Origin of the sequence: Providencia sp. PROV004, assembly GCF_011045615.1 — a bacterium.
GTDB lineage: Bacteria > Pseudomonadota > Gammaproteobacteria > Enterobacterales > Enterobacteriaceae > Providencia > Providencia rettgeri.
Window position 1 is genome coordinate 1,638,949 of sequence record NZ_CP042859.1, and the last position, 20,462, is coordinate 1,659,410.

Below are 20,462 nucleotides of genomic sequence, written 5' to 3' on the forward strand. Positions count from 1 at the left end.
AGGTATGGATACTCCAAAAATTGCAATTGCATCCGATTTTTTGCTTTCTTTTGCTGCGATTCCCAAAGCACAACAAAAGAAGGTGCAAGAGTTTTTGAGTAAGTTTCGTGAAAACCCCACAAGCTCTGCGATTAATTATGAAAAAATCCGTGATGCGAAAAGTAAGAATGTGCATTCGGTAAGAATCGATCAAGCTTATCGAGGCATCGTTCTTAAACCAGAAAAAGGCAATGTTTACATGTTGATGTTTGTTGCTTTGCATGATGATGCTTATGATTGGGCTCGTACTCATCGCTGCGAAATTCACCCGTCAACAGGCGCAATTCAGATTATTGATGTTTCTAATGTGGAAGCTGAGATTGTTGAGCCGACACAAGGGATTTCTTCGCAAAACTCAACACTTTTTGCACAGTTTAAAGAAAAGCAAATTCTCGCGCTTGGTGTACCAGAAAGTTTTATCCAACGTGTGATGTCAATTGCGACTGAGAAACAACTTGAACAGTTGGAAGAGAGTTTGCCAACTGAAGCCTTTGAGGCACTGTTTATGTTGGCCGCTGGAGACGACTATGAATCTGTTTATAACACCTATAACGACCAAATTAATGGCGATGTTGAGATTGATGTAGAAGACTTTGATGTGGCGTTGCAACGAGCCGTTACTCTGCGCTCTTTCAAAGTGGTTACCGATGACCTTGAACTCCAAAAGATGCTTAATGCACCGTTGGAACAATGGCGAGTATTTTTGCACCCAAGCCAACGAAAGTTGGTTGCACTAGAGGCTAAAGGTCCAACCCGTGTGCTCGGCGGTGCAGGGACAGGGAAAACTGTAGTGGCGATGCATCGCGCTGTCCATTTGGCGAAGAAGCTTATTTTAGAACAGAGTAATCGTAAGATCTTATTAACGACTTTTACCAAAAATTTAGCCTCTGATATTAAAGCAAACATCAAGAAAATAGCGACAGATGAACAATTGGCACGAATTGAAGTCGTCAACATTGATGGCTGGGTTTCTCGTCTGTTGAAGCAGTTTAAATATGACTACAAAGTAGTGTATGAGGGTGATGCTAAACGAAAAAAATGTTGGGATATCGCTGTTAGCCAAGCGCCTGCCGAGCCGTATTTCCCTGATTCTTTTTATCAAGAAGAATGGCGCCTGATTGTTCAAGCAAATGGGATTAAAACCAAGCAAGAGTATTTAAAGGTAAGCCGTGTTGGGCGAGGTACCTCATTGAGCCGTTTGCAGCGCTCTCTCGTTTGGCCTGTTTTCGAAGAATATCGAAACCAACTTAACCGAAATCAAATTCGAGAAATTAATGATGCGATGTTAGACGCGATGGCGCTCATTAATGAGCAACAACTCGTTCTTCCATATAGTTCGATCATCGTCGATGAAGCTCAGGATATGGGGAGCCAAGCTTTCACGCTACTGAGAAGTATCGTGCCAGAACAAGAGAATGACCTATTTATTGTTGGTGATGGCCACCAGCGCATTTATCGCAATAAGGTGGTACTTGGCCGTTGCGGCATCAATGTTCGTGGACGTCGTTCTCAAAAGTTAAAGATTAACTATCGTACTACTGAGGAAACCCGTCGATTTGCCACAGCTATTTTAGAAAATGTGCCAGTCGATGATCTTGATGGTGACTTTGATAAATCGAGTGACTATTTATCTCTTTTCCATGGTGATTTGCCAATTGTGCAAGCGTGTACCAGTTTCGATGAGGAGTGTGGCTTCATACGCAAGCAGATAGAATCGCTTATTGAATGTGGTGTGCCGTTGAAGAATATTTGTATTGTATCGCGAACTAACGCTCTTCGTGACAAGTACAAAAGCGCTTTTGAACAAGCTGGATTCGATTCTTACTCGCTCTCTTCAGAGAGTTCTGACAACGATAAACCAGGGCTTTGTTTTGCTACGATGCACCGAGTTAAAGGGCTCGAGTTTCAATATATTTTCATTGCGGGAGCAAACGAAGGTGTCATCCCATTGCAAATGGCTATAACCGAAGATCCTGTCGAAAAACGCGATTACGATTTCAACGAAAGAGCGCTATTACACGTTGCTGCAACAAGAGCAATAAAGGGTCTCGTCGTTACATCGTCAGGACAACTAAGCCCTTACTTGATTTAGTTATCTTTATAATTGCCCAGATATCAATTTGAGCTTGTTTAAAATTGTGCTTCACATAGGGTATGTGAAGCCATGTTTTGGATATCTCGCCTGTATGTGGTGGAGAAATTCTCTCACGAAAGGCCATATGAGTGATTTTCCATTCTATTCAACAACCAAGTAAAGGGAGAATAGTTGCATAAATTTATTATCTATTTTGACTCAGGTAGCTATAGAAAACCTTCACACTATCGTGTCGGAGGTTCACTATGTTCAAAAACCTATTTTTTCAAGCCAAAGCATTACCAGAGCTGTCATCGCAACTGGATACAGAAATTCCACGCTATCCGCCATTCCTGAAGGGGTTGCCAGCTGCGTCACCCGAGGATTTGCAGTCCACACAAGACGAGCTAATTGCCAAACTGCGCCAAGTACTTGGCTTCAATCAGCGTGATTTTCAAAGGCTAATTCAGCCCTGCATTGATCATCTGGCTGCTTATGTTCACTTGTTGCCAGCTTCTGAGCATCATCATCACAGTGGTTCGGGTGGTTTATTACGTCATTCGTTGGAAGTTGCTTTTTGGGCGGCACAAGCTGCTGAAGGGATCATCTTTGTTGCCAGTGGCACACCGGTTGAGAAAAAAGAGCTGGAACCAAGGTGGCGTGTTGCAGTAGCCTTCGGCGTTTTGTTTTCCATGATATTGGTAAGCTCGTATCAGACTATTCCCTAACAGACGAAGATGGCGGCTATCAGTGGAACCCTTTTAAAAGGCAGATAGCGCCTACTACCTGCCTAAGCAGCTTCTAGTACTGACTATAGCCTAGCCATATGGGGAATGTGGAAACAACACGAAAGGATAGGTGAGTTAAACACTAAGAATTCCGAATTGCTTGTTGAGCTGACCGAACAAGTCAAAGTCAATGAAGATTATCAAGAACGCGTCCAATCCCTCCATCAACTCGATACAAAACATACTCAGGAATTAGCTAATGCAATAATTCAAATTGATAAGATAAGTTGCGTAACTCTATGATATTTTTTGCTCTATAATATTCCTCTCTGCCATCAAGTAGGTATTGCCCAACTTAAAAATCATAAAACGAATTAATAACAAGTTAACGGGCCGCCCACTAGCCAATAAAATTTAAAATAGAAGGTATACCCTGCAACAGCTGCTACATGTAGCAGCTGTTGCAGGTACATTGATTGACATGAATAAGATTGAAGGTGTTTAGTTATCTTTATTAGTCTGTTTTTCTTTCACGATGAGTAATGCGCGACGTAATGTTTCTCTTTCTTCATGTTCATCTTTTGATATTCCTGTAAATGATAATATGTTTGGAAGTGATTCGCCATAACCCGCTAGATTTTTATATAAATAAGAAAGGCAACCAAGGCAATTATATAATGTAGCCTCATTGAGTATACCTATCAGATTATCATTGGTTTCATGTTTCGTTAATACTTTATTTTGAATGATAAGGCTTGCCAGTTCTTTATCTGTAAGCAACATTTTCTCCTGAAAAAAAGCTTCCCTTAATTTTTTAAGGGCGAGCTCAACCGAATCGAGAAGCCCATAAACGGATTGTGGGGCAATGAGCTCGGAGTGATCATTATCATAAATAATCATTTTTTTTATCATTCTATTATATATCATGATTGAATGCAGAACTGTTTGGTTGTTGGGATCATTAATTACAGGGTTTTCTTCTATATCAGAAACTGACTGAGTGGAATTTTTAATGTCGGGTGTAACAATGATATATTCAGTATATACACCTTGATTTGTTAAAATAGGATTGATATAGGAGAGTAATGACCCGTATCGAATCGATTTTGGTTCAAACTTTATCTTTAATGCGAGATTGATAATAGCGAGTGTAGATGTAAAAAAACCTAATGGGAATTCTTCAAATGAGATTTCGTTAATAACCTCTCTTATGTTATCTAACTCGTTAGCGTAAAGTAGCTCAAGAATATAAGGGATTTCTTTGTATAATTTAAGAGATGGCACTTCGTCACAGAGCTCATCTAAGTATGATGATAATTCAAAAATGCTTATTTTTTTTAGGGAAAACTCAGATAAGTTTATGGAGGGTACAAGAGTAGGTAAAGGCAGATGAGATTTATTTTCAAATATAAAGTTTTCTAGAATATTAAGAATACCGTAACAATAACTAGGGATACATTGACACTCACATTCAGGGCCTTGGCCGCAATCACAGTCATCTTCACAACTAGGGATATCTATTTTCTCGTGAGAAATTAACACCTCGATATACTCATACAGTGCATCTTCTCCCAAAAAAATAGGATCATTTTCAACATTTTGGTAAAGATACCGTTCTAAATAGAAGAGAGGATCTGGCGCTTCAAGTTTATCTTCAAGTAATTTTTTATAATTTGATACAAGTGGCGTCAGTAGGTGAGTGATTTTTTGAAAGGCGAGCAGGACACTAAGAGAAGTATAAGCGACTCTCAATTGCTCAAATTGGGTATCGTGTGGTTTACCTATCTCGCTCGCTTCTTTTTTGCAAGCATCAATAATCGTATCGATGTTACAAATTGTTGTGAATGATGAGGTTCTTATATTGTTAATTGAGGTTGTAATTTCAAAAAGATTAACAATGGGGTTGAACGCTAATGTCTTGATGTAGTATTTGAGATAGGCTCTCACCCCCTTACAGAGCGATTCGAGATTATTGTGATGATTGTCGTAGTATTCACTCAGTATAAAATGATGGATATGACTGTAAAAATGTAATTGTTCTTTATCGACGGAAAGACTCAGCGTTTTATACATATCTAATGCCACAATGGCGGGTATGGTGGCTTTTGTATATTTTCTTAATATTTCTTTTTTTTCTAAATTAGACACAACGTATTGAGCAATCAATGCGTTATACAGTTGCTCATATTTATAGAAAAACATCTGTCTTTCTGTCTGAGTAAAGACTGCTTTGCTATCGATGATATTAATCAATTTTTGATAAGTTTCTTTAGTATTGATGTTGTCATCACCATATTCCTGCGTTTTCAGATTACCTGTTTTTGCAAAAAAATCTTGATGTAATGAAAAATTTTCAATTTTTCTCTGGTTAGCTAGATTTAGCGTTTTATATTTTTTGTTTTTATTTTTTCTTTCTTTTGTGTTGGTTTTTTCTATTCTTTCCTTATTTAAAACTGTTATGTCGTAAGCTGTTAACATGATATTAGCAAAAATATGGGTGTACATGACATTCTCCAGTTGGTTTCCAATTTTCTACGAGGACATATTGCCAGATGATGTGGAAAATGAATATCTCTTAAGAACGTGAATCAATGGAGAATCAAATGCATCATCTAAACGAAAATATGAGTCAGAATAATTTGCCTATACGTATTTTACGTATGACCGAGTTAACGGTAATGCTAGGGATATCCAGATCGAGCATTTATGAAAAATTGAACCCTCGCTCTAAGTATTACGATGAGAATTTTCCTAAGCCTATCAAGCTTGGCGCCTCATCAGTTGGCTGGCAATATGCTTCAGTTGAAAAATGGTTAACTTCAAGGATGGTTTAATCAATAAGGCGGATGAAATGTCACAAAAAAATGAAGAGTTATATTTAAACATAGAGAAATTACCAGATTATTTTCAACGCATGATTGAGCAAGTACATATAAAAACAGGAGCGGCGGCTGAAATTATTTTGCCTACTCTGTTAAGTGTGATGTCCCTGTCGTGTCAGGATAGCTTTGATATTGAACCGATAAGTGGACGAAAATATCCACTGTCACTTTATCATGTTGTTTTGGCGAGGTCGGGGTGCCGAAAATCTACTGTTTATAAACTGCTCACAAAAGCAATTTCAGAATTTGAGCAACAACTCGAACAGGATTTTTATATTGAAAGAGATAATTATGAGCGGAGTCTGGTGCTATGGAATGTAAAATTTAGCGCATTGAATAAATGCTATCAAAAAGCGCTGAATCAGGGAATAAAAGTGAATGAAGCTTTTTTGAATTTAGAAGAGTGCCTTGTTCAAAAACCAGTAGCGCCAATAAAAAAACGTTTAGTAATCAATGATTCAACAAGTGAAGGTCTGGCTCAGGAGTTGGGGGATGGATATCCCGTATTGTCGCTGATGTCAGATGAGGCGGGTGAATTGTTTGAAAGTAGTTTATTGCGAAAAACACCATTACTAAATTCGCTTTGGTGCGCAGAGGGGAAATCGGTAAGCCGAGCATCTAGAGATAACTATGTCATCAAAGATTGCCGTTTTAGTCTGTTACTTATGGTCCAGCCAGCGTTATTTGACAGCTTTATGGATAAAAAAGGAAAGAAAGCAAAGAGTTCAGGTTTTTTAGCTCGCAGCTTATTAGTGGATCTAGATCAAATTCAGCAATTATGTGAGATAAAAAATGTTTCACATTCAACTGAATTAAGTTTAGCAGATTTATCGGCTACGTTGATAAACCATTTACAAAAAGGAATAAAACGTCGTGAGAATGATGAAGAACGCCATTGTATTACTTTAGCACATGATGCCCAAGGGGCGTGGAATGGCTATTATCAAGCTGTTAAAAAGATGATGGAGCCCGGCGGGGAATTACATGCTTATGATGATTACGCATCGCGCTTTATGGAGCATGCTTCTCGAATTGCTGGGGTGATGCAAATGTTTATGACACCCGATTCCACTGTTGTTACGTTGGAAACGCTGGAGTCGGCAGTCTATATTACTCAGTGGCATCTTAATCATTTTATCAAAAAAATAGATGATTTTAAGGAAGTTAGTGATGCTGAAAAACTCCTGTTATGGTTGGAGGAGCATCTTGTCAGTAATAAATCTTATGATTTTAGGCGAAATGACATCATTAAAAATGGCCCCTATTCACTGAGACGTTCTGACCGTTTGCGGCCTGCATTAGAAAAACTACAGCAGGAAGCTAAAGTTCAATTATTCGAAAAAAATGGGATTAACTATGTCAAGTTTATGGGGGCAAGAATGACACCTGAAGAGCTAGCCGAACGATTGAATATTCCGTTGAGTAGCAGAGGAGTATTCATACTCAATAACTCACCAAGATAAGGATAACTTCAGAGTTATTTTTAATAATATCAGTGAGTAGGATTATATCACCAAGCGAGGTTTATTGCGGCTTTGGGGAGGGGTGAGTCTGTCTTTTATTAAATGGAATGATGTCGGTATAGGTAATATATACCATCTTACTAAATACAATACTAATTTATAACAGTAACACCCATCAATCAACAAAGCAATGTTTATTTAATCACTGTACCTATTGTGTCTATAACTCACTGTGTTATGGATGCGATAGGTACTTAAACACGAATACAGATATCGCTATTTCTATGATAGTAAGGTAATAAAAAATGTCAGATTATGCATTAACTAAAACAGAATTGGATCAACTGATAACTATCGCGAGTGATCGCTATGATTCCTCGATATCGTATTATATCCTTCGTCGATTACTGGCAGTGGTTGAGAATACACTAGAACACCATAACCGAGTATTTGCAATCCGAGTTGATTTACGATTCGCTCAGGATAGTAGTCCTGATGCCCCGGATATGCCGGTATGTTTTCAACGCACGGATGAGCGAGCCATTACCCGTTTTATCGAGTCACTAAAAAGCCAACTGAGAGCAGCACATCATCGTACGGGGCGTTCAGGTACACCAGCACTCCCTTATTATGCTTGGGTAAGAGAACGTAATGAAAGTGAATATCCTCACTACCATTTAGTTTTGTTATTTAATCGAGATATATACGGCTATTTAGGCAACTATTTACAAGATGATGCCAATAATATGGCGACTAGAATACAACGAGCATGGTGTAGCGCCATTGGCTTAGAGTACCCGGACTATGCACCATTAGTTAACTTTCCAGAGAACCCCGTATTTCGATTTGATAGACGAGATGCTCTGGCCCGTCATTCTAATTATTTTGATTTCCTATTACGCATGACGTATCTGGCTAAAATGAATACCAAGGAGCTGATTACTGACTTTAGAAACTTTGGAACCAGTCAGGTTTAATTGAGAGGCATTAGCTCAGACTTGAACTAACAGGTTTCGTTGGGTAGAACATAACTAAGCCTGACCGGCTGGTCTGAGCGAAAAGCGGAAGTTTCCACTATTCTATCAAGGTAATCTTCAACCGGCCGATTTAGAGGCGTTTGCTTTAGAGCAATAACTACACCTTGAATAAAAGGTTGTCTAACTCTATACACAACTCAAAATATAATGGCTCTGTGGAGTTAGACACCGTGCGCTTTCGTCCTGTCAGGGAGCTAAAATTTTCCAGATGTCATAGCCGATATACGCCAACGTTGAGGTAGCAAACAGGGTAAAAATGATGACAACGTAGCGAAATCTACGCTGACTTACAGCAATTTTCGCCGCCAGATGGCTCTTTTGCTGACTAACAGCTTCAGTCAGCGCCTGCTGACTTATTTGCAGAGACTCAATAGCCTGGGTTGGTGGCGTTAAGTGCTGTACCAGAGCTGTCTGGACGTCGGTGGATAGCATTTTAAGGCCGCTTAACACTTCTCGCCGATCGTTTTCTTGCTGTTCCGCGAACGTGGTCTGCGCCGTTTGCACATTTTGACTGACGCCCTTGAGCTGCTGGTTAAGTTCACTTACCAACTGTTTTATTTGCTGCTGGACTTGCATGACACTTTCTAGTTGTTCAGACAATCGTTGGTCACGCTCTCGCGTCGACCGTTGCTCGCTGGCATTGTCTGCGCTGTTGTCCTCTATAGATTGGTTAACCGCCAGTAGCTGCTGCAATAGGGCCTCAGCGCTGTCGATACCTGCTTGCTGACACTGCTGTATTGCTGTCTGAACACTCTTATTTTGCAGCTCAAGAACATCAGACAGTTTTGCAAAAATCTCGCCTGTCTCGGCTTTCAGTTGGCTATCATAGTGCGCCGATTGTTGACTAAGAGCGGTGCGAATATCTTGTTTTTTTTCATTGACCTGAGTCGAAATAAATTCCTGCAGCTTACTTATCATCCCAGGAATATCGTCATCTTGCAGCTCACGTAATGATCTTTTCAGAGGATTAATGATTTCTTCAGTGTTTGCGTCTACCGCATTAATAGCATCATTGATTTCGTCAACCTTATATTTTGTATCCAGAACCTCTGCATTGAGTCTTTTTAAAGAATTCTCAAGGGGATTGAGCGGTTCCTTAAGTATTTTTACCATTAGCTCGGCGAGCATTTTTTCTTTATTTTTTATTTCACTGGTTACGTTCATGTCTTACCCAGAATATTTTTCAGTTAAATTCATTAAATCTTCCCGCTGATTTTTCAACGCCACACAGGATAAAACTTGTAATAAAGCATCACAATTATCCTGTTCCTGAAAGACCGAATCCAGGCGTGCACTTAATGTGTTGAGATACTCTTTATCAAGAAAGTGGACAAACTGCTTACAGCGGGCAAGATCCTCCTTTGAAGCTGCGGCAATTTTTTTTAAATCATCCTTGTGCGAGACGATCTGTTGTTCAAGCGATGTTTGCCGCCGTAAGGATTTATTTTGCTCTACTCGCAACACGTCAAGAGTCATCCTTTCTTTGGATAGTTCACTTTTGTATTCATTCCGGACGTTCTCTGCTGCAGCCATCCATTGTGAGGTCCACAACCGAATGACTTCCGCTTTTGCATTATCAGCAGCATAGATGACGCTGTTTTTGTCCGATAAATAATTCGCAGAACTAAGATAGGCATCGATCCAATAGTCATCGAGCGTATAGCGAATAGCATTGAACTTTTCATCAAGAATATCCTGTACCTCCTGCCTGGTAGGTTCAATATTCTTACGGGCTACTTTTCGCCAGTACGTTGACTGACTTGCTATGGCCAACTGGATCTTTTTAATTTCACTGCAATAGTCGGCAATCATACGGCGTAAAGTCGTGCATTTTTCGCTTTTGTACTCTGCCGACAATTTAATTACTGCGGCCTCTTTTGCGGCTTTATCGATAAAACCTCGGCTGACAGCTAACGAGTTATCTTTTAATAACCAGTTAGTTTGGTTTATTTTTTCCAGCGACCGAGAGATCGCCTTTTCCCAGGTCATCAGTGTATTTTCTGTTTCTTGTAGCTGTTTTTTTAGCGCTGACAGTTTTTTTTCGACAACTGCCGTTTTTTTCTCCTGAATATATTTAACGCTGAGGTGGGTATCTAGGGTGCTGCGCAACCGCCCGAGCGGGCTGGTCGATGCCGCAATCTGTTCCAACAGTTCGTTACGCAAACGGTTGACCATGGGGGCAACACGGGCATACAGGGCGCTATCGTTTTCGGCCATACTCAGCCAGCTGCTGCCAAACTCGAGTGGAAAGTAGAGGTTCAGATCTTTCGCCATGTCACTCATGCTGTTAAAGCGTTCGATCTGTTCAATAAGGCGCTGACGTAGCTGGGTGATATCGAAAGCTGGATCGTTGCGAATCAGCGTCTTCACCGACTGTGCTGAGTAAGAATAGGTGGTCACGATGCGAAATCGGCACGGCATCGCCTGCCAGTCCTCAATACCCGGCAGTGTGATAACGTCCGGTTGCAGAAAACTCAAATCATCACCACGACCAATTAGCAACACCAAATCAGCGAAGGGAAGATAACTCTTCGCCATTTGATTGACATGCTTTTGCTCTTGCGCATTCGCGGGATTATCACCAGGTAGATCCAGAATACGCACGCCGAGTACACCCGTGGTTTTCATCCTGAAAAAACGCCCAGGAATATGCACAATGCATGGGGAGTCGACAACCAGTTCTCCCCGTTCCATCTGCTTTCTGATCTGCGCTAAGGCATCGGTCATATCGTCGTCAGAGGCAAACCAGTGCGTTTTCGATTGCACAAACAATCCCCAGCGCTGGTCCGCTGAACGACGATATTCCATGGCGGTGGCGGTGGCCGACTTCCCAGCTTCCCGCCCGCCGCGCAGCACGTGCGATAATGTTGCCATTTGCTGCAGATCTATGCCCATCAGATCGAGCAGTAAGGTGGTTTTTCCGACCTGCGTCTTACCAAAGATAACCACGTACGGTTCGGTATCGCTTTCCCTGAGCTGTATTCTTTCCTGAACGTCATGACTTAAGGTTTTAATCAGCTGATCGTAGGCGCGAAAAGCCCACTCTAACTGCCGCGACTCTAACTGCTGCCAATAATTTATAACCTTCCAGGACGTCATCTCACTCACCGTGGTTGGTTATTAACACTTGTAGACCCGAAGCCGATGAACCCAGCTCAGTACGCAGGTCATCGATAAGGGTATTCACATCGGCAATGGCTTTGGCGAGCCGATCCTTGCGCATCAGTATTTCGTCCATGTGATAACGCGTACGTAACGTTTCGCTAATCCGCTTACGCGCCGCATTCATCGTATCGTCGAACTGACTGCGTAAATGCTCAATATGGTGATCATGAACGCTGGCAAGCATGGTGTGTGCCTGAGAGCTCGCTTTTTTCTCGAAGGTGCGCATTCGTGTTACCGCAGACACGGTCACGTAGGCCGCCGCAACAACGGCGGTTACCGCAACGGCAGCAGGATGCATTATCACTGGTGCGGGGGGAAGGGGGGAACCCGTTTGGTCAATAGAAGATTGATCCTGGCCAAAGAGCGCGCCAAGGATATCGGAATCACCGTCGCTGACAATGTCAATCGCCAGCACTGCCGCCAGTGATTTTATTGCGGTCTTGCCAAGATCAACTCCTGCGTTGAGGGTTTGAACCCCTTCTGCAGCGACGTTACCTGCGGATGTCTCACCATCGTACTGCTCAAGTGTGACGTAAGGTCGCAGCTCTTTGCAAATTTCAGGCATGGCGTACACAAGGCGAGTGTACTCCAGCGAGAGCACTGGGATCAATTCCACGCTTTTCCTGAGCTGTTTATTCATCACCGTGGTATTTTGCCCATTCGATGTGGCACCATGATTTAACAACATTTTGATATTACTTATTTTTTCTGCATCCAGCTGTTCGTGCTGTATGGGCTGCCCGGCGCTATTCATATAGCCAAGTGTTATCAGCTTCTCTAGCTTTGGTGATGCAGGCAAGTTTGGGCGATTGTTGCCGTTTGGCATGGGCTTGAGTTTTGCCGCCGTCAATTGTTGCAAGCTGTTCACATAGTCATTGAAGAAACCAGTTGATGCGTCTTCCCATGAATCCTGAACCAGTTTCTGTAATTTGCCTTTTGTCTCACTGGTGGTATCAAATACATTCGATATCCAGTTGGCAAATCCCTCATGGTCCTTGACCAGCCTGCGGTCCATGTTAACCTTTGCCGCTTCAAAGGTTTTAGCGATACACGCTTTCACCTTTTTGGTGTGCTCTTCTCTTAGTTCCTGTACGGCGTCGTCAAACACTTCTAGTACTTCTGCCAGAACCTGACTGCCATCATCCTGGCAACCTTTATCACTGTGGTAATATAGACGTGACTGAGTACGGATCATATTCATGACGCGGGGCAGATCCTTACTGACAATCCCAGTAAGGTGGGTTAACTGGAGATAACGATTGGTTTGTCCGGAAAAGTTAAGGTCATCAATGGCTCGGCACAGGTGCGGCATCCATTCTGTTATGTATTCCGGATCGTCGGTGCCGGTTAAAATAATATTGTTATCCGTATATTCGGCAGCGACATTGAAGGTTTCAGCCGCGCTTTTTCTTAATTCAGCTTGCCGTTGTGGATTATGGCGATACGCTTCTGTCTTGGAGATGACAATATAAGGTTTACAGTCCTTAAGCTCTTTTTCCAGCATATCTTTGACGATTTCGAGCTGCTGCTGGTTTGCCAGTCGAGTTTCGTCGGTTACGATGATACAACCGCCTGCCGCGATCATTGCCTGACGCATTAGTTCTTGCCATTCACGATTTTCACGCTCTTGTTTTTCATAGCCAGGCAGCAGTAACCAGGCCTGATTATTGCGTGTAAAATAACGCTGCGGTACTTTCAATACTGGCAGTAAATCCCCCGCATCAGGATCGCAGACCGCTCGCTGAAACTCGTTGACGTCGACGCTGATATCCTCTAGTGTCAAATCATTTCCAGTTTCGACTAGGCGGCGGACATAACCCTGAGGCACTTCAGTCTTAGAACTCTCGAGGATTAAGACTGGCATTTTCTCGCCGCGTCCTTCATTGCTACGTAACCAGCCGCTACAGTCTTGATGCAGGCCATACAGGCTCGCCATCAGAGTCGTTTTACCCGCTCCTTGCGAGCCCCCTATAGCCACAATCCAGGTATCGGCGAGCACCTCAGCAAGCAGCAGTCGTCGCATGACTTCAAGTAATTTTTCATCAAGCTCTTCACTGTCAAGTGCGGAACAGGCCCCACGTAAACGACGCAAAGTATTATTCAGCGCCTTGAGCTGGATTTCCGGTGATTTCATTGTCATTTGTTATCCTCAGAAGGTCTTAAAATTGTAAAACCTAATTATATCAGGCGCCATAGCGTTAGGCTTGCGAAGATTAAGGCAAATTTCGCGCATCCAGGAGACCAATTGGAAAACGGAAATGATCCTATGTTAAGTCTGTTTTTTGAGTAGACATGAGTTGATGGGGGGAGTGAGCAACAGACCTTCCATAGGTTGTATCAACAGGTCTGGTGAGGATTCCATTCTTCGCATGTAATTTTCCTGAATTCGAAATCTAGCAGGCTGCTTACATGACTGGAAAAAGTATAACGAAAAGTAAACATGCTCAGCAGTTCTTATTTCGACTTAGTGTTAATACAGAATTACGGAAACGAATCTAACCTCTTTATTTCAGCATCCCGTTCTTGGATGGAGGTTTACGTCCCTTCAAGGTCTGCGGCGGATCTGTCCTTAATCTAACGTTCCCTTGATGGCTATGCCTTGTGGTATCTGAAGATCATCAAACTTGGCTGAGGTAATTTTAGGATCTCCAGTAGTACATCGGAACAGTTCCAAGAAGAACCGATAAGAGGTTAGGTTACACGAATCGTATAATACTCGACTACTTGCTCCTGCAATTTTTGTTGCGGAAGCGCAGCGCATCTCTGACTTCGTATAGTTGAAAATGAACGAAGCTGGGGTGATATTCAGCATTTTGTCGCACTGGCTCAGCAGTTCATTGTGACCATCTACTGTCATTGCAATACCTTTATGAATTCTCTTTGACTGAATCAGAACCCCTTTTGAGTAGGTAAGCTGTGGTGTATTGATTGAGACGTGAAACAGCATGTCTGCACCAGCCTTCTTCTCTTGTGCAGCTATCCCCTTACGGTGTCTGAGAATTGATGAAGACCAAGTGATATCACCAATTTTATCGTCAAAAGCTGCATCTAATCGGCCGATTAGCGCCCCAGTGATGTCGTCTTCATCCGTGACTAACCCGTTCGAATACTTTAACATCGCAGCGCTGACTGCACGGTCTGCTGCGTGTGCAGCTTTCTGGAATGCTTGTTCTAGTTTATGTTTCATTATTTATCCTCATCCCAATCCTGAACTAAACAAACTGAAATCTGTAGTTTTTTACAAGTCAATTGGAGTGCAAATATCCTGCATAACCGGACTACTCATTTTTGGTATCACCACCGATTTTACTCATAAAACGAAGCAGTTCATATGTATACACTGAAAAGTGGGTGAATTGCTCCTTTATTAGTAGAGTGCGGACTATAGTAGTGTTCGGTAATGGCACATAGCTGACATCTCGGTGATATTGATATATAGTCCCGTGTTATTATTATAGTACCAGCTCAGATTAGAGCTGGTACACATGTTATCCAACTAGCGATATTCCTCTTACTCCACCTTCAATAATACTTCCCCTATCTGCCGATTCAATAAAATCAGCCCACCATTGCATCATAGGGCGTCTTTGCTCTAAGTAATCACTGCGGTTGTATGCTCGCCTCACTTCGTTTTTATCGACGTGGGCTAGGGCGGCTTCGATAACATCAGGTGGGAAGCCTTGCTCATTGAGTGCGGTGCTGGCAATTGAGCGTAGACCATGAGAAACCAAGAGACCACCGAATCCAGCGCGTTTTAATGCTGCATTGACGGTTTGGCTATTCATCGGTTGGGTAGGCTTGATTCGGCTAGGAAAGATAAACTCACGATTACCACTTAATGGTTTCATTAGCTCTAAAATAGCTAAAGCAGCGTCAGATAACGGAACAGTGTGCTCACGGTTCATTTTCATTCTAGCAGCGGGGATCTTCCACTCCTTGGTTTCAAAGTTGATTTCGTCCCAGCGAGCTTCAGCGGCTTCGGCAGGGCGAGAGATGGTGAGTAGCTGCCACATAAACAAGCATCGAGTAGATAGGCTAATACTAGCTGTACGCATTGTCTGCATGAGCTTTGGTAGCTGATCAGGGGGAATACTTGGCATATTCTTTTTCTTGGGTTTTTCAAAAGCTTTGCCAATGTTGATACTTGGAACGGCATCAATTAACCCAGTATTTTGAGCATAGATCATCACTTCGTTGATACGCTGACAAAGGCGACGGACAGTTTCTAGTGCGCCTCTGGCTTGTACCGGTTGTATTGCTTGAACCAATATGTGCGCTTTGATATCAGTAACACTAATATCGCCAATAGCGGGGAAGACATCTCGTTCAAGTGAACGCCAAATGTCGTTACCATAGTCTTCGGTTACTGTGGACTTTTTCACTTCCCACCAACGTTCAGCGACAAGTTGGAAGGTATTGGTTTTAGCCTCTTGAGAGTTTCTTATTTGATCTTTTTGATATTCTTGAGGATCAATATCTTTTGCCAGTAATGAGCGAGACTCTGCTCTAAGTTTTCTAGCATCTGAAAGTGTGACTGCAGGGTAGGCCCCAAAACTTTGTTTGGTCCTTTGTTTTGTATAAGGGCGGTAGTAACGGAATTGCCATAATTTGCTTCCGCTAGATTTGATTAGCAGTGTGAGTCCATCACCATCATACAGCTGATAGTCCTTGTCCTGTGGTTTAGCTGCTTTGATTTCGGTATCGGTTAATGGCTTTGTTTTTCTTGCCATGAAAAATCTCCATGCGTTTAGGCCCAACAAAGATGTTAGTTCTTTTCGTTGGGCCTATCAATGGGCCTAAAGGAATTAGCTTGGGTGGGATAAAATAGGACAGTGTAGGACATAAAAAAGCCCGCAACTCATTGAGTTAGCGGGCTTTTCAGTCTTCTTTGGACGTCCTTAGAAGATAATTTGGTGGAGCTGGCGGGAGTTGAACCCGCGTCCGAAATTTCTACATCCTCGGTACTACATGCTTAGTCTAGTCTTTAAATTCATTTGCCAGCTGCGGACAGACACGCCACTAACAAACTATCCTGATTAAATTTAACGCTTCAACCCCAGGCAAGGCATCCACGCGATCTCTTTTGGGTTTGACCTCTCTTGATCCCCGTCCTAAGAGCGGAGGCTAGGGAGAGAGGGCTCTAAGCAGGTTATTAAGCTGCTAAAGCGTAGTTTTCGTCGTTTGCGACTATTTTTTTGCGGCTTTTTACGAGGCCAACCGCCCCTCGGCATGCACCTTGGGTTTCGCAAATCCCGTCGAATCCAGAATCAGCCCCAAGTTGTTGAGCTCAGTATAACAGAAAAATACTCTATAAAGCTAGAGGTTAGCGGTTAGAATGTTTCATTATACGTGCTTTATCGAGTTGCCATTCACGTTCTTTAATATCAGAACGCTTGTCGTGAGATTTTTTACCTCTGGCAACACCGATTTTAACTTTACACCATGCATTTTTCCAGTAGAGAGAAAGTGCAATAACGGTATAACCTTCACGATTAACTTTACCGTAGAGTGTATCTAATTCGCGTTGATTTAAAAGTAATTTACGGCTACGCGTTGGGTCGCATACAACATGCGATGATGCAACAGTCAGTGGTGTGAAGTTTGCACCGAATAAATAAGCTTCACCGTCCCGTAAAAGAACGTAGCTATCTCCAATGTTGGCTTTGCCTGCACGGAGTGATTTAACTTCCCAACCTTGTAGGGATAGACCCGCCTCGAACTCCTCTTCGATAGAATATTCGTGGCGAGCACGCTTGTTCATAGCAATTGTTGCTGAACCGGGTTTATATGGTTTTTTCTTTGTCATAGTGCAATCATTATACTGTAAGCTGAGTTGAAAGAAATCTTTCTAAGCTGATATTTTTTTGATTGTGCAAATCTTGCCCTATGTGGGTTTTGTTTTTTGTTTAACCAATCAAAGATGGTATTATACGCTCAGTTTTTGGGGATAGGAATTGATATGCCACAGATTAGTCGCTCTGCGTTGGTCCCTTTTAGCGCAGAACAAATGTATAAACTCGTTAATGACGTTATTTCATATCCAAGCTTTTTGCCGGGGTGTGTAGGTAGCCGAATTATTAGTCATAGCTCTGAAGAAATGACCGCTTCTGTTGAAGTGTCAAAAGCAGGTATTAGCAAAACTTTTGTCACAAAAAATGTGCTAGAGGATAATAAATGCATACACATGCAACTTGTTGAAGGGCCATTTAGTAAATTAGCTGGTGGTTGGAAATTTATTCCTTTAAGTGCAGACGCTTGTAAAATCGAGTTTCATCTTGATTTTGAGTTTACAAATAAATTGATAGAGCTTGCGTTTGGCAAAGTTTTCAAGGAACTAGCAAATAATATGGTTCAAGCTTTCACTTTAAGAGCAAAGGATGTATACAGTGTCTGAGCTGAATATTGAAGTGACATATGCGCTTCCTGAAAAGCAATTTTTGCTATCAGTCAAAGTGAAAGAGGGGACGACAATAGAAGAAGCGATACTTGCTTCTGGTATCCTTGCCCTTAGGGATGATATTGATCTTAAAAAAAATAAGATTGGTATTTATAGTCGCCCTGCTAAATTGACAGATTTAGTGCAAGATGGAGATCGAGTTGAGATTTATCGACCTTTGATTGCAGACCCAAAAGAGTTACGGCGTAAAAGAGCTGAAAAATCTAAAGAAGTTAAAAATAAGTAAATTAATTTTATGTAGCGAACCGAGCAAAAGCTCGGTTTTTGTCTTTAAATTTATTTGTGCAAAATGCTTTTAATAAATTTTTAATAAAGATACTCATAATAACAACCTGCCTGAATAAGTCCTTCAGAAAACAGGTTGTTATTGTCACACTAGGTGGTTCTTAGTGTTTATGGTTAGTCAGCTGTTTTAGTTTCTGATGCTTTTGTTTCAGCAGCTTCCATTGATTCCTGCGCGGCAAGATTTTTCTCATTTTTGATGTCAGTAAGAATACCATTACGATCAAAGATAAGAGTCAAAGTTTCTTGCTGAACTGGGTCATGCCCAAGTTCTTGGCGGAAAACATAATACCAAGTCTGAGTACCAAACGGGTCAGATAACATTGGGGTGCCCAAAGTATAAGCAACCTGTTGCTGTGTCATTCCTTTTTGGATCTTAGCGACATCTTTCGCTGTGAGGTAATTACCTTGGTTAATGTCTGGGTGATAGACAAGACGTTCCATCATTGAACAGCCCGTAGACATTAATGCGAGTGATAGCGCGGCAGCAGTTAACAATTTATAACGCATGGATATCTCATTCCTTTTGGAGTCAGAACATCAATGATAATCGACATTGATACAATTTAAAACCTTCCTTATCGACTCTAAGACCACATGAGCGTAAAAAAGTTGTCAAAAATTATGCTGCAAGCAACTCTTTTGCATTGGCTAGCGTATTTTTTGTTACCGCAGATCCAGCAAGAAGACGCGCAAGCTCTTGTAATCTAGATTTTTTATCCAATAATTGCATACGAGTTTCTGTTTCTACACCATTTGTCTCTTTACTGACATAAAAGTGGTGATGACCGCACCCTGCCACTTGGGGTAAATGTGTAACGCACATAACTTGCGTTGATTCACCTAATTCACGTAGTAACTTCCCTACAATTGCTGCTGTTGGTCCACTAATACCGACATCGACTTCATCAAATATTAATGCGGGCGTATCCATTTTTTTAGCTGTAATCACTTGGATTGCTAGTGCTATACGTGATAACTCACCGCCCGATGCCACTTTCGCAAGTGCTTGGTGTGGCTGCCCTGGGTTAGTCGTCACATTGAACTCTACTTTACAGGCACCATCAATTTGTAGTTGATCTGGAGTAAATTTTACATCAATAGTAAACAGACCATGAGGCATTGAAAGTTGGTGCATGCTATTGGTAATTAATGTACTTAATTCTTGAGCATAATGTAAACGTACATGGTGTAAACGTTCCGCACATTCGAGAGCAATATGATGATTTACTTGTACTTGCGCATTTAACGTTTCAGAGTCTTCATTTTGGCTGGCTATTAGTTCTTGTTCGCTCAGTAATTGCTGAAATAATTCGGGTAAAGCTTCGGGAGTGACATGGTGTTTACGCGCTAAGTTAATTTGTTTAGAAATGCGTTTTTCTAGTTCAAACAAGCGATTAGGGTCAAGCTCATATTGGTCACAATAATGCTTTATTTCATCACTGACTTCGCTGACTTGTATCGATGCTTCTTCAAGCATATCAAGTAGCTCTGAAAATTTAGGGTTGAGAGCGACTAGATCAGATAATTCATTTTTTGCCATATTTAATAAGCTAATAACATTCGAATCATCATTTTCAGATAGTATTTGCGTTGTTGTTTGGCCAATAGCTAAAAATTGCCCATGATTAGCGAGTTGTTTATATTCTTGGTCTATCTCTTCAAATTCCCCTTGAACAGGGAGGAATTCGTTCAGTTCTTTTAGATGATATTCTAGCAACTGTTGTCGAGATTCACGTTCTTGCATTTGTTTTTGAAATACAGCTAATTGTTGGCAGGAATCGTGCCATGTTTGCCATGCTTTTTTCATTTGAGCAATTAGCTCTTGCTGGTTTGAATAGGCATCAAGCAGGGATTTTTGATGGGCGCTATCTAGTAAGAGTTGGTGTGCGTGCTGACCATGGATTTGGATCAGTAATGTTCCTAACTCTCTAAGTTGCGATAAAGGAACTGAAACGCCATTAATGAAACCACGTGAACGGCCATCAGGAGAGATAGTGCGGCGTAATAGGCATTCATTTTGGTTATCGAGTTGGTGCTCAGTAAGCCAATTGGCAGCCAGTTGAGCATCCATTAAGGAAAAGCGAGCACAGAGGTCGGCACGTTGTGCACCGGGGCGCACCATATTGGCTTCACCCCGATTGCCTAAACACAGGCCAAGTGCATCAATAGCAATGGACTTACCCGCACCTGTTTCACCGGTTATGGTTGTCATGCCATTACGGAAATCAATTTCTAATTCACGTACGATTGCAAAATTATTGATTGTTAGTTGGGTAAGCATCGGCGCTCTCCTGTAAAAATACACACCTGTGTTTTAATACAGTGTATGACT

15 protein-coding genes, 1 other RNA gene and 1 pseudogene are annotated in these 20,462 nt (G+C 41.8%); 7 read left to right on the forward strand and 10 right to left on the reverse strand.

Features of this window, described 5'->3' with window-relative positions; all coding sequences use genetic code 11:
- Positions 1-4: 4 nt before the first annotated feature.
- Both FVA69_RS07110 and FVA69_RS07115 read left to right on the forward strand, forming a co-directional pair.
- Complete coding sequence (locus tag FVA69_RS07110; protein WP_202983405.1) at positions 5-2,131, forward strand: UvrD-helicase domain-containing protein; 2,127 nt, start codon at positions 5-7, stop codon at positions 2,129-2,131.
- 248 nt (positions 2,132-2,379) lie between these two features.
- A pseudogene (locus tag FVA69_RS07115) lies at positions 2,380-2,912 on the forward strand (TraI domain-containing protein); the annotation flags it as partial.
- A 430-nt stretch (positions 2,913-3,342) separates the two neighbouring features.
- Here FVA69_RS07115 and FVA69_RS07120 read toward each other — a convergent pair.
- Positions 3,343-5,346 (reverse strand): hypothetical protein, encoded by a 2,004-nt coding sequence (locus FVA69_RS07120; protein ID WP_164528598.1) that lies wholly within the window; start codon positions 5,344-5,346, stop codon positions 3,343-3,345.
- 98 nt (positions 5,347-5,444) lie between these two features.
- On the opposite strand from FVA69_RS07120, the gene FVA69_RS07125 reads away from it, so the two are divergent.
- The 3 genes from FVA69_RS07125 (at position 5,445) to FVA69_RS07135 (ending at position 8,163) form a co-directional block, all read left to right on the forward strand.
- The gene (locus FVA69_RS07125; RefSeq protein ID WP_238789290.1) at positions 5,445-5,675 is read left to right on the forward strand and encodes a helix-turn-helix transcriptional regulator; all 231 of its coding nucleotides are present in this window, start codon (positions 5,445-5,447) and stop codon (positions 5,673-5,675) included.
- Between the two features lie 17 nt (positions 5,676-5,692).
- Positions 5,693-7,186, forward strand: coding sequence for a YfjI family protein (locus FVA69_RS07130; protein ID WP_164528600.1), 1,494 nt, complete (start codon positions 5,693-5,695; stop codon positions 7,184-7,186).
- Between the two features lie 305 nt (positions 7,187-7,491).
- Positions 7,492-8,163, forward strand: a complete 672-nt coding sequence (locus FVA69_RS07135; RefSeq protein WP_164528601.1) for an inovirus Gp2 family protein — start codon at positions 7,492-7,494, stop codon at positions 8,161-8,163.
- Positions 8,164-8,409: 246 nt separating this feature from the next.
- Here the strand turns inward: FVA69_RS07135 and FVA69_RS07140 are convergent, their stop codons facing one another.
- From FVA69_RS07140 to smpB, 7 genes are all read right to left on the reverse strand, one after another.
- Positions 8,410-9,387 carry a hypothetical protein gene (locus FVA69_RS07140; RefSeq protein WP_164528602.1) on the reverse strand — a complete coding sequence of 326 codons (978 nt, stop codon included), beginning with the start codon at positions 9,385-9,387 and terminating at the stop codon, positions 8,410-8,412.
- 3 nt (positions 9,388-9,390) lie between these two features.
- Entirely contained in the window at positions 9,391-11,322 is a 1,932-nt protein-coding gene (locus FVA69_RS07145; protein ID WP_164528603.1) for a hypothetical protein, read from the reverse strand.
- Between the two features lies 1 nt (position 11,323).
- Positions 11,324-13,528 (reverse strand): sugar kinase, encoded by a 2,205-nt coding sequence (locus FVA69_RS07150; RefSeq protein WP_164528604.1) that lies wholly within the window; start codon positions 13,526-13,528, stop codon positions 11,324-11,326.
- Positions 13,529-13,957: 429 nt separating this feature from the next.
- Complete coding sequence (locus tag FVA69_RS07155; protein ID WP_164528605.1) at positions 13,958-14,575, reverse strand: hypothetical protein; 618 nt, start codon at positions 14,573-14,575, stop codon at positions 13,958-13,960.
- A gap of 301 nt (positions 14,576-14,876) precedes the next feature.
- Positions 14,877-16,118 carry an integrase gene (locus FVA69_RS07160; protein WP_164528606.1) on the reverse strand — a complete coding sequence of 414 codons (1,242 nt, stop codon included), beginning with the start codon at positions 16,116-16,118 and terminating at the stop codon, positions 14,877-14,879.
- Between the two features lie 181 nt (positions 16,119-16,299).
- Positions 16,300-16,663, reverse strand: a transfer-messenger RNA (tmRNA) gene (ssrA, locus tag FVA69_RS07165).
- A 48-nt stretch (positions 16,664-16,711) separates the two neighbouring features.
- On the reverse strand, positions 16,712-17,194 hold the full coding sequence (gene smpB, locus FVA69_RS07170) for an SsrA-binding protein SmpB (protein ID WP_004265004.1): 483 nt from the start codon (positions 17,192-17,194) through the stop codon (positions 16,712-16,714).
- Positions 17,195-17,347: 153 nt separating this feature from the next.
- On the opposite strand from smpB, the gene FVA69_RS07175 reads away from it, so the two are divergent.
- Both FVA69_RS07175 and FVA69_RS07180 read left to right on the forward strand, forming a co-directional pair.
- The gene (locus tag FVA69_RS07175; protein WP_004912851.1) at positions 17,348-17,782 is read left to right on the forward strand and encodes a type II toxin-antitoxin system RatA family toxin; all 435 of its coding nucleotides are present in this window, start codon (positions 17,348-17,350) and stop codon (positions 17,780-17,782) included.
- A complete protein-coding gene (locus FVA69_RS07180) occupies positions 17,766-18,071 on the forward strand; it encodes an RnfH family protein (protein ID WP_181937050.1) in 306 nt (101 codons plus the stop codon). Before FVA69_RS07175 ends, FVA69_RS07180 begins: the two co-directional genes overlap by 17 nt.
- Before the next feature lie 173 nt (positions 18,072-18,244).
- Here the strand turns inward: FVA69_RS07180 and bamE are convergent, their stop codons facing one another.
- Both bamE and recN read right to left on the reverse strand, forming a co-directional pair.
- Positions 18,245-18,637, reverse strand: coding sequence for an outer membrane protein assembly factor BamE (gene bamE / locus FVA69_RS07185; protein WP_004265001.1), 393 nt, complete (start codon positions 18,635-18,637; stop codon positions 18,245-18,247).
- 112 nt (positions 18,638-18,749) lie between these two features.
- A complete protein-coding gene (recN, locus tag FVA69_RS07190) occupies positions 18,750-20,411 on the reverse strand; it encodes a DNA repair protein RecN (RefSeq protein ID WP_004912847.1) in 1,662 nt (553 codons plus the stop codon).
- Positions 20,412-20,462: the final 51 nt, after the last annotated feature.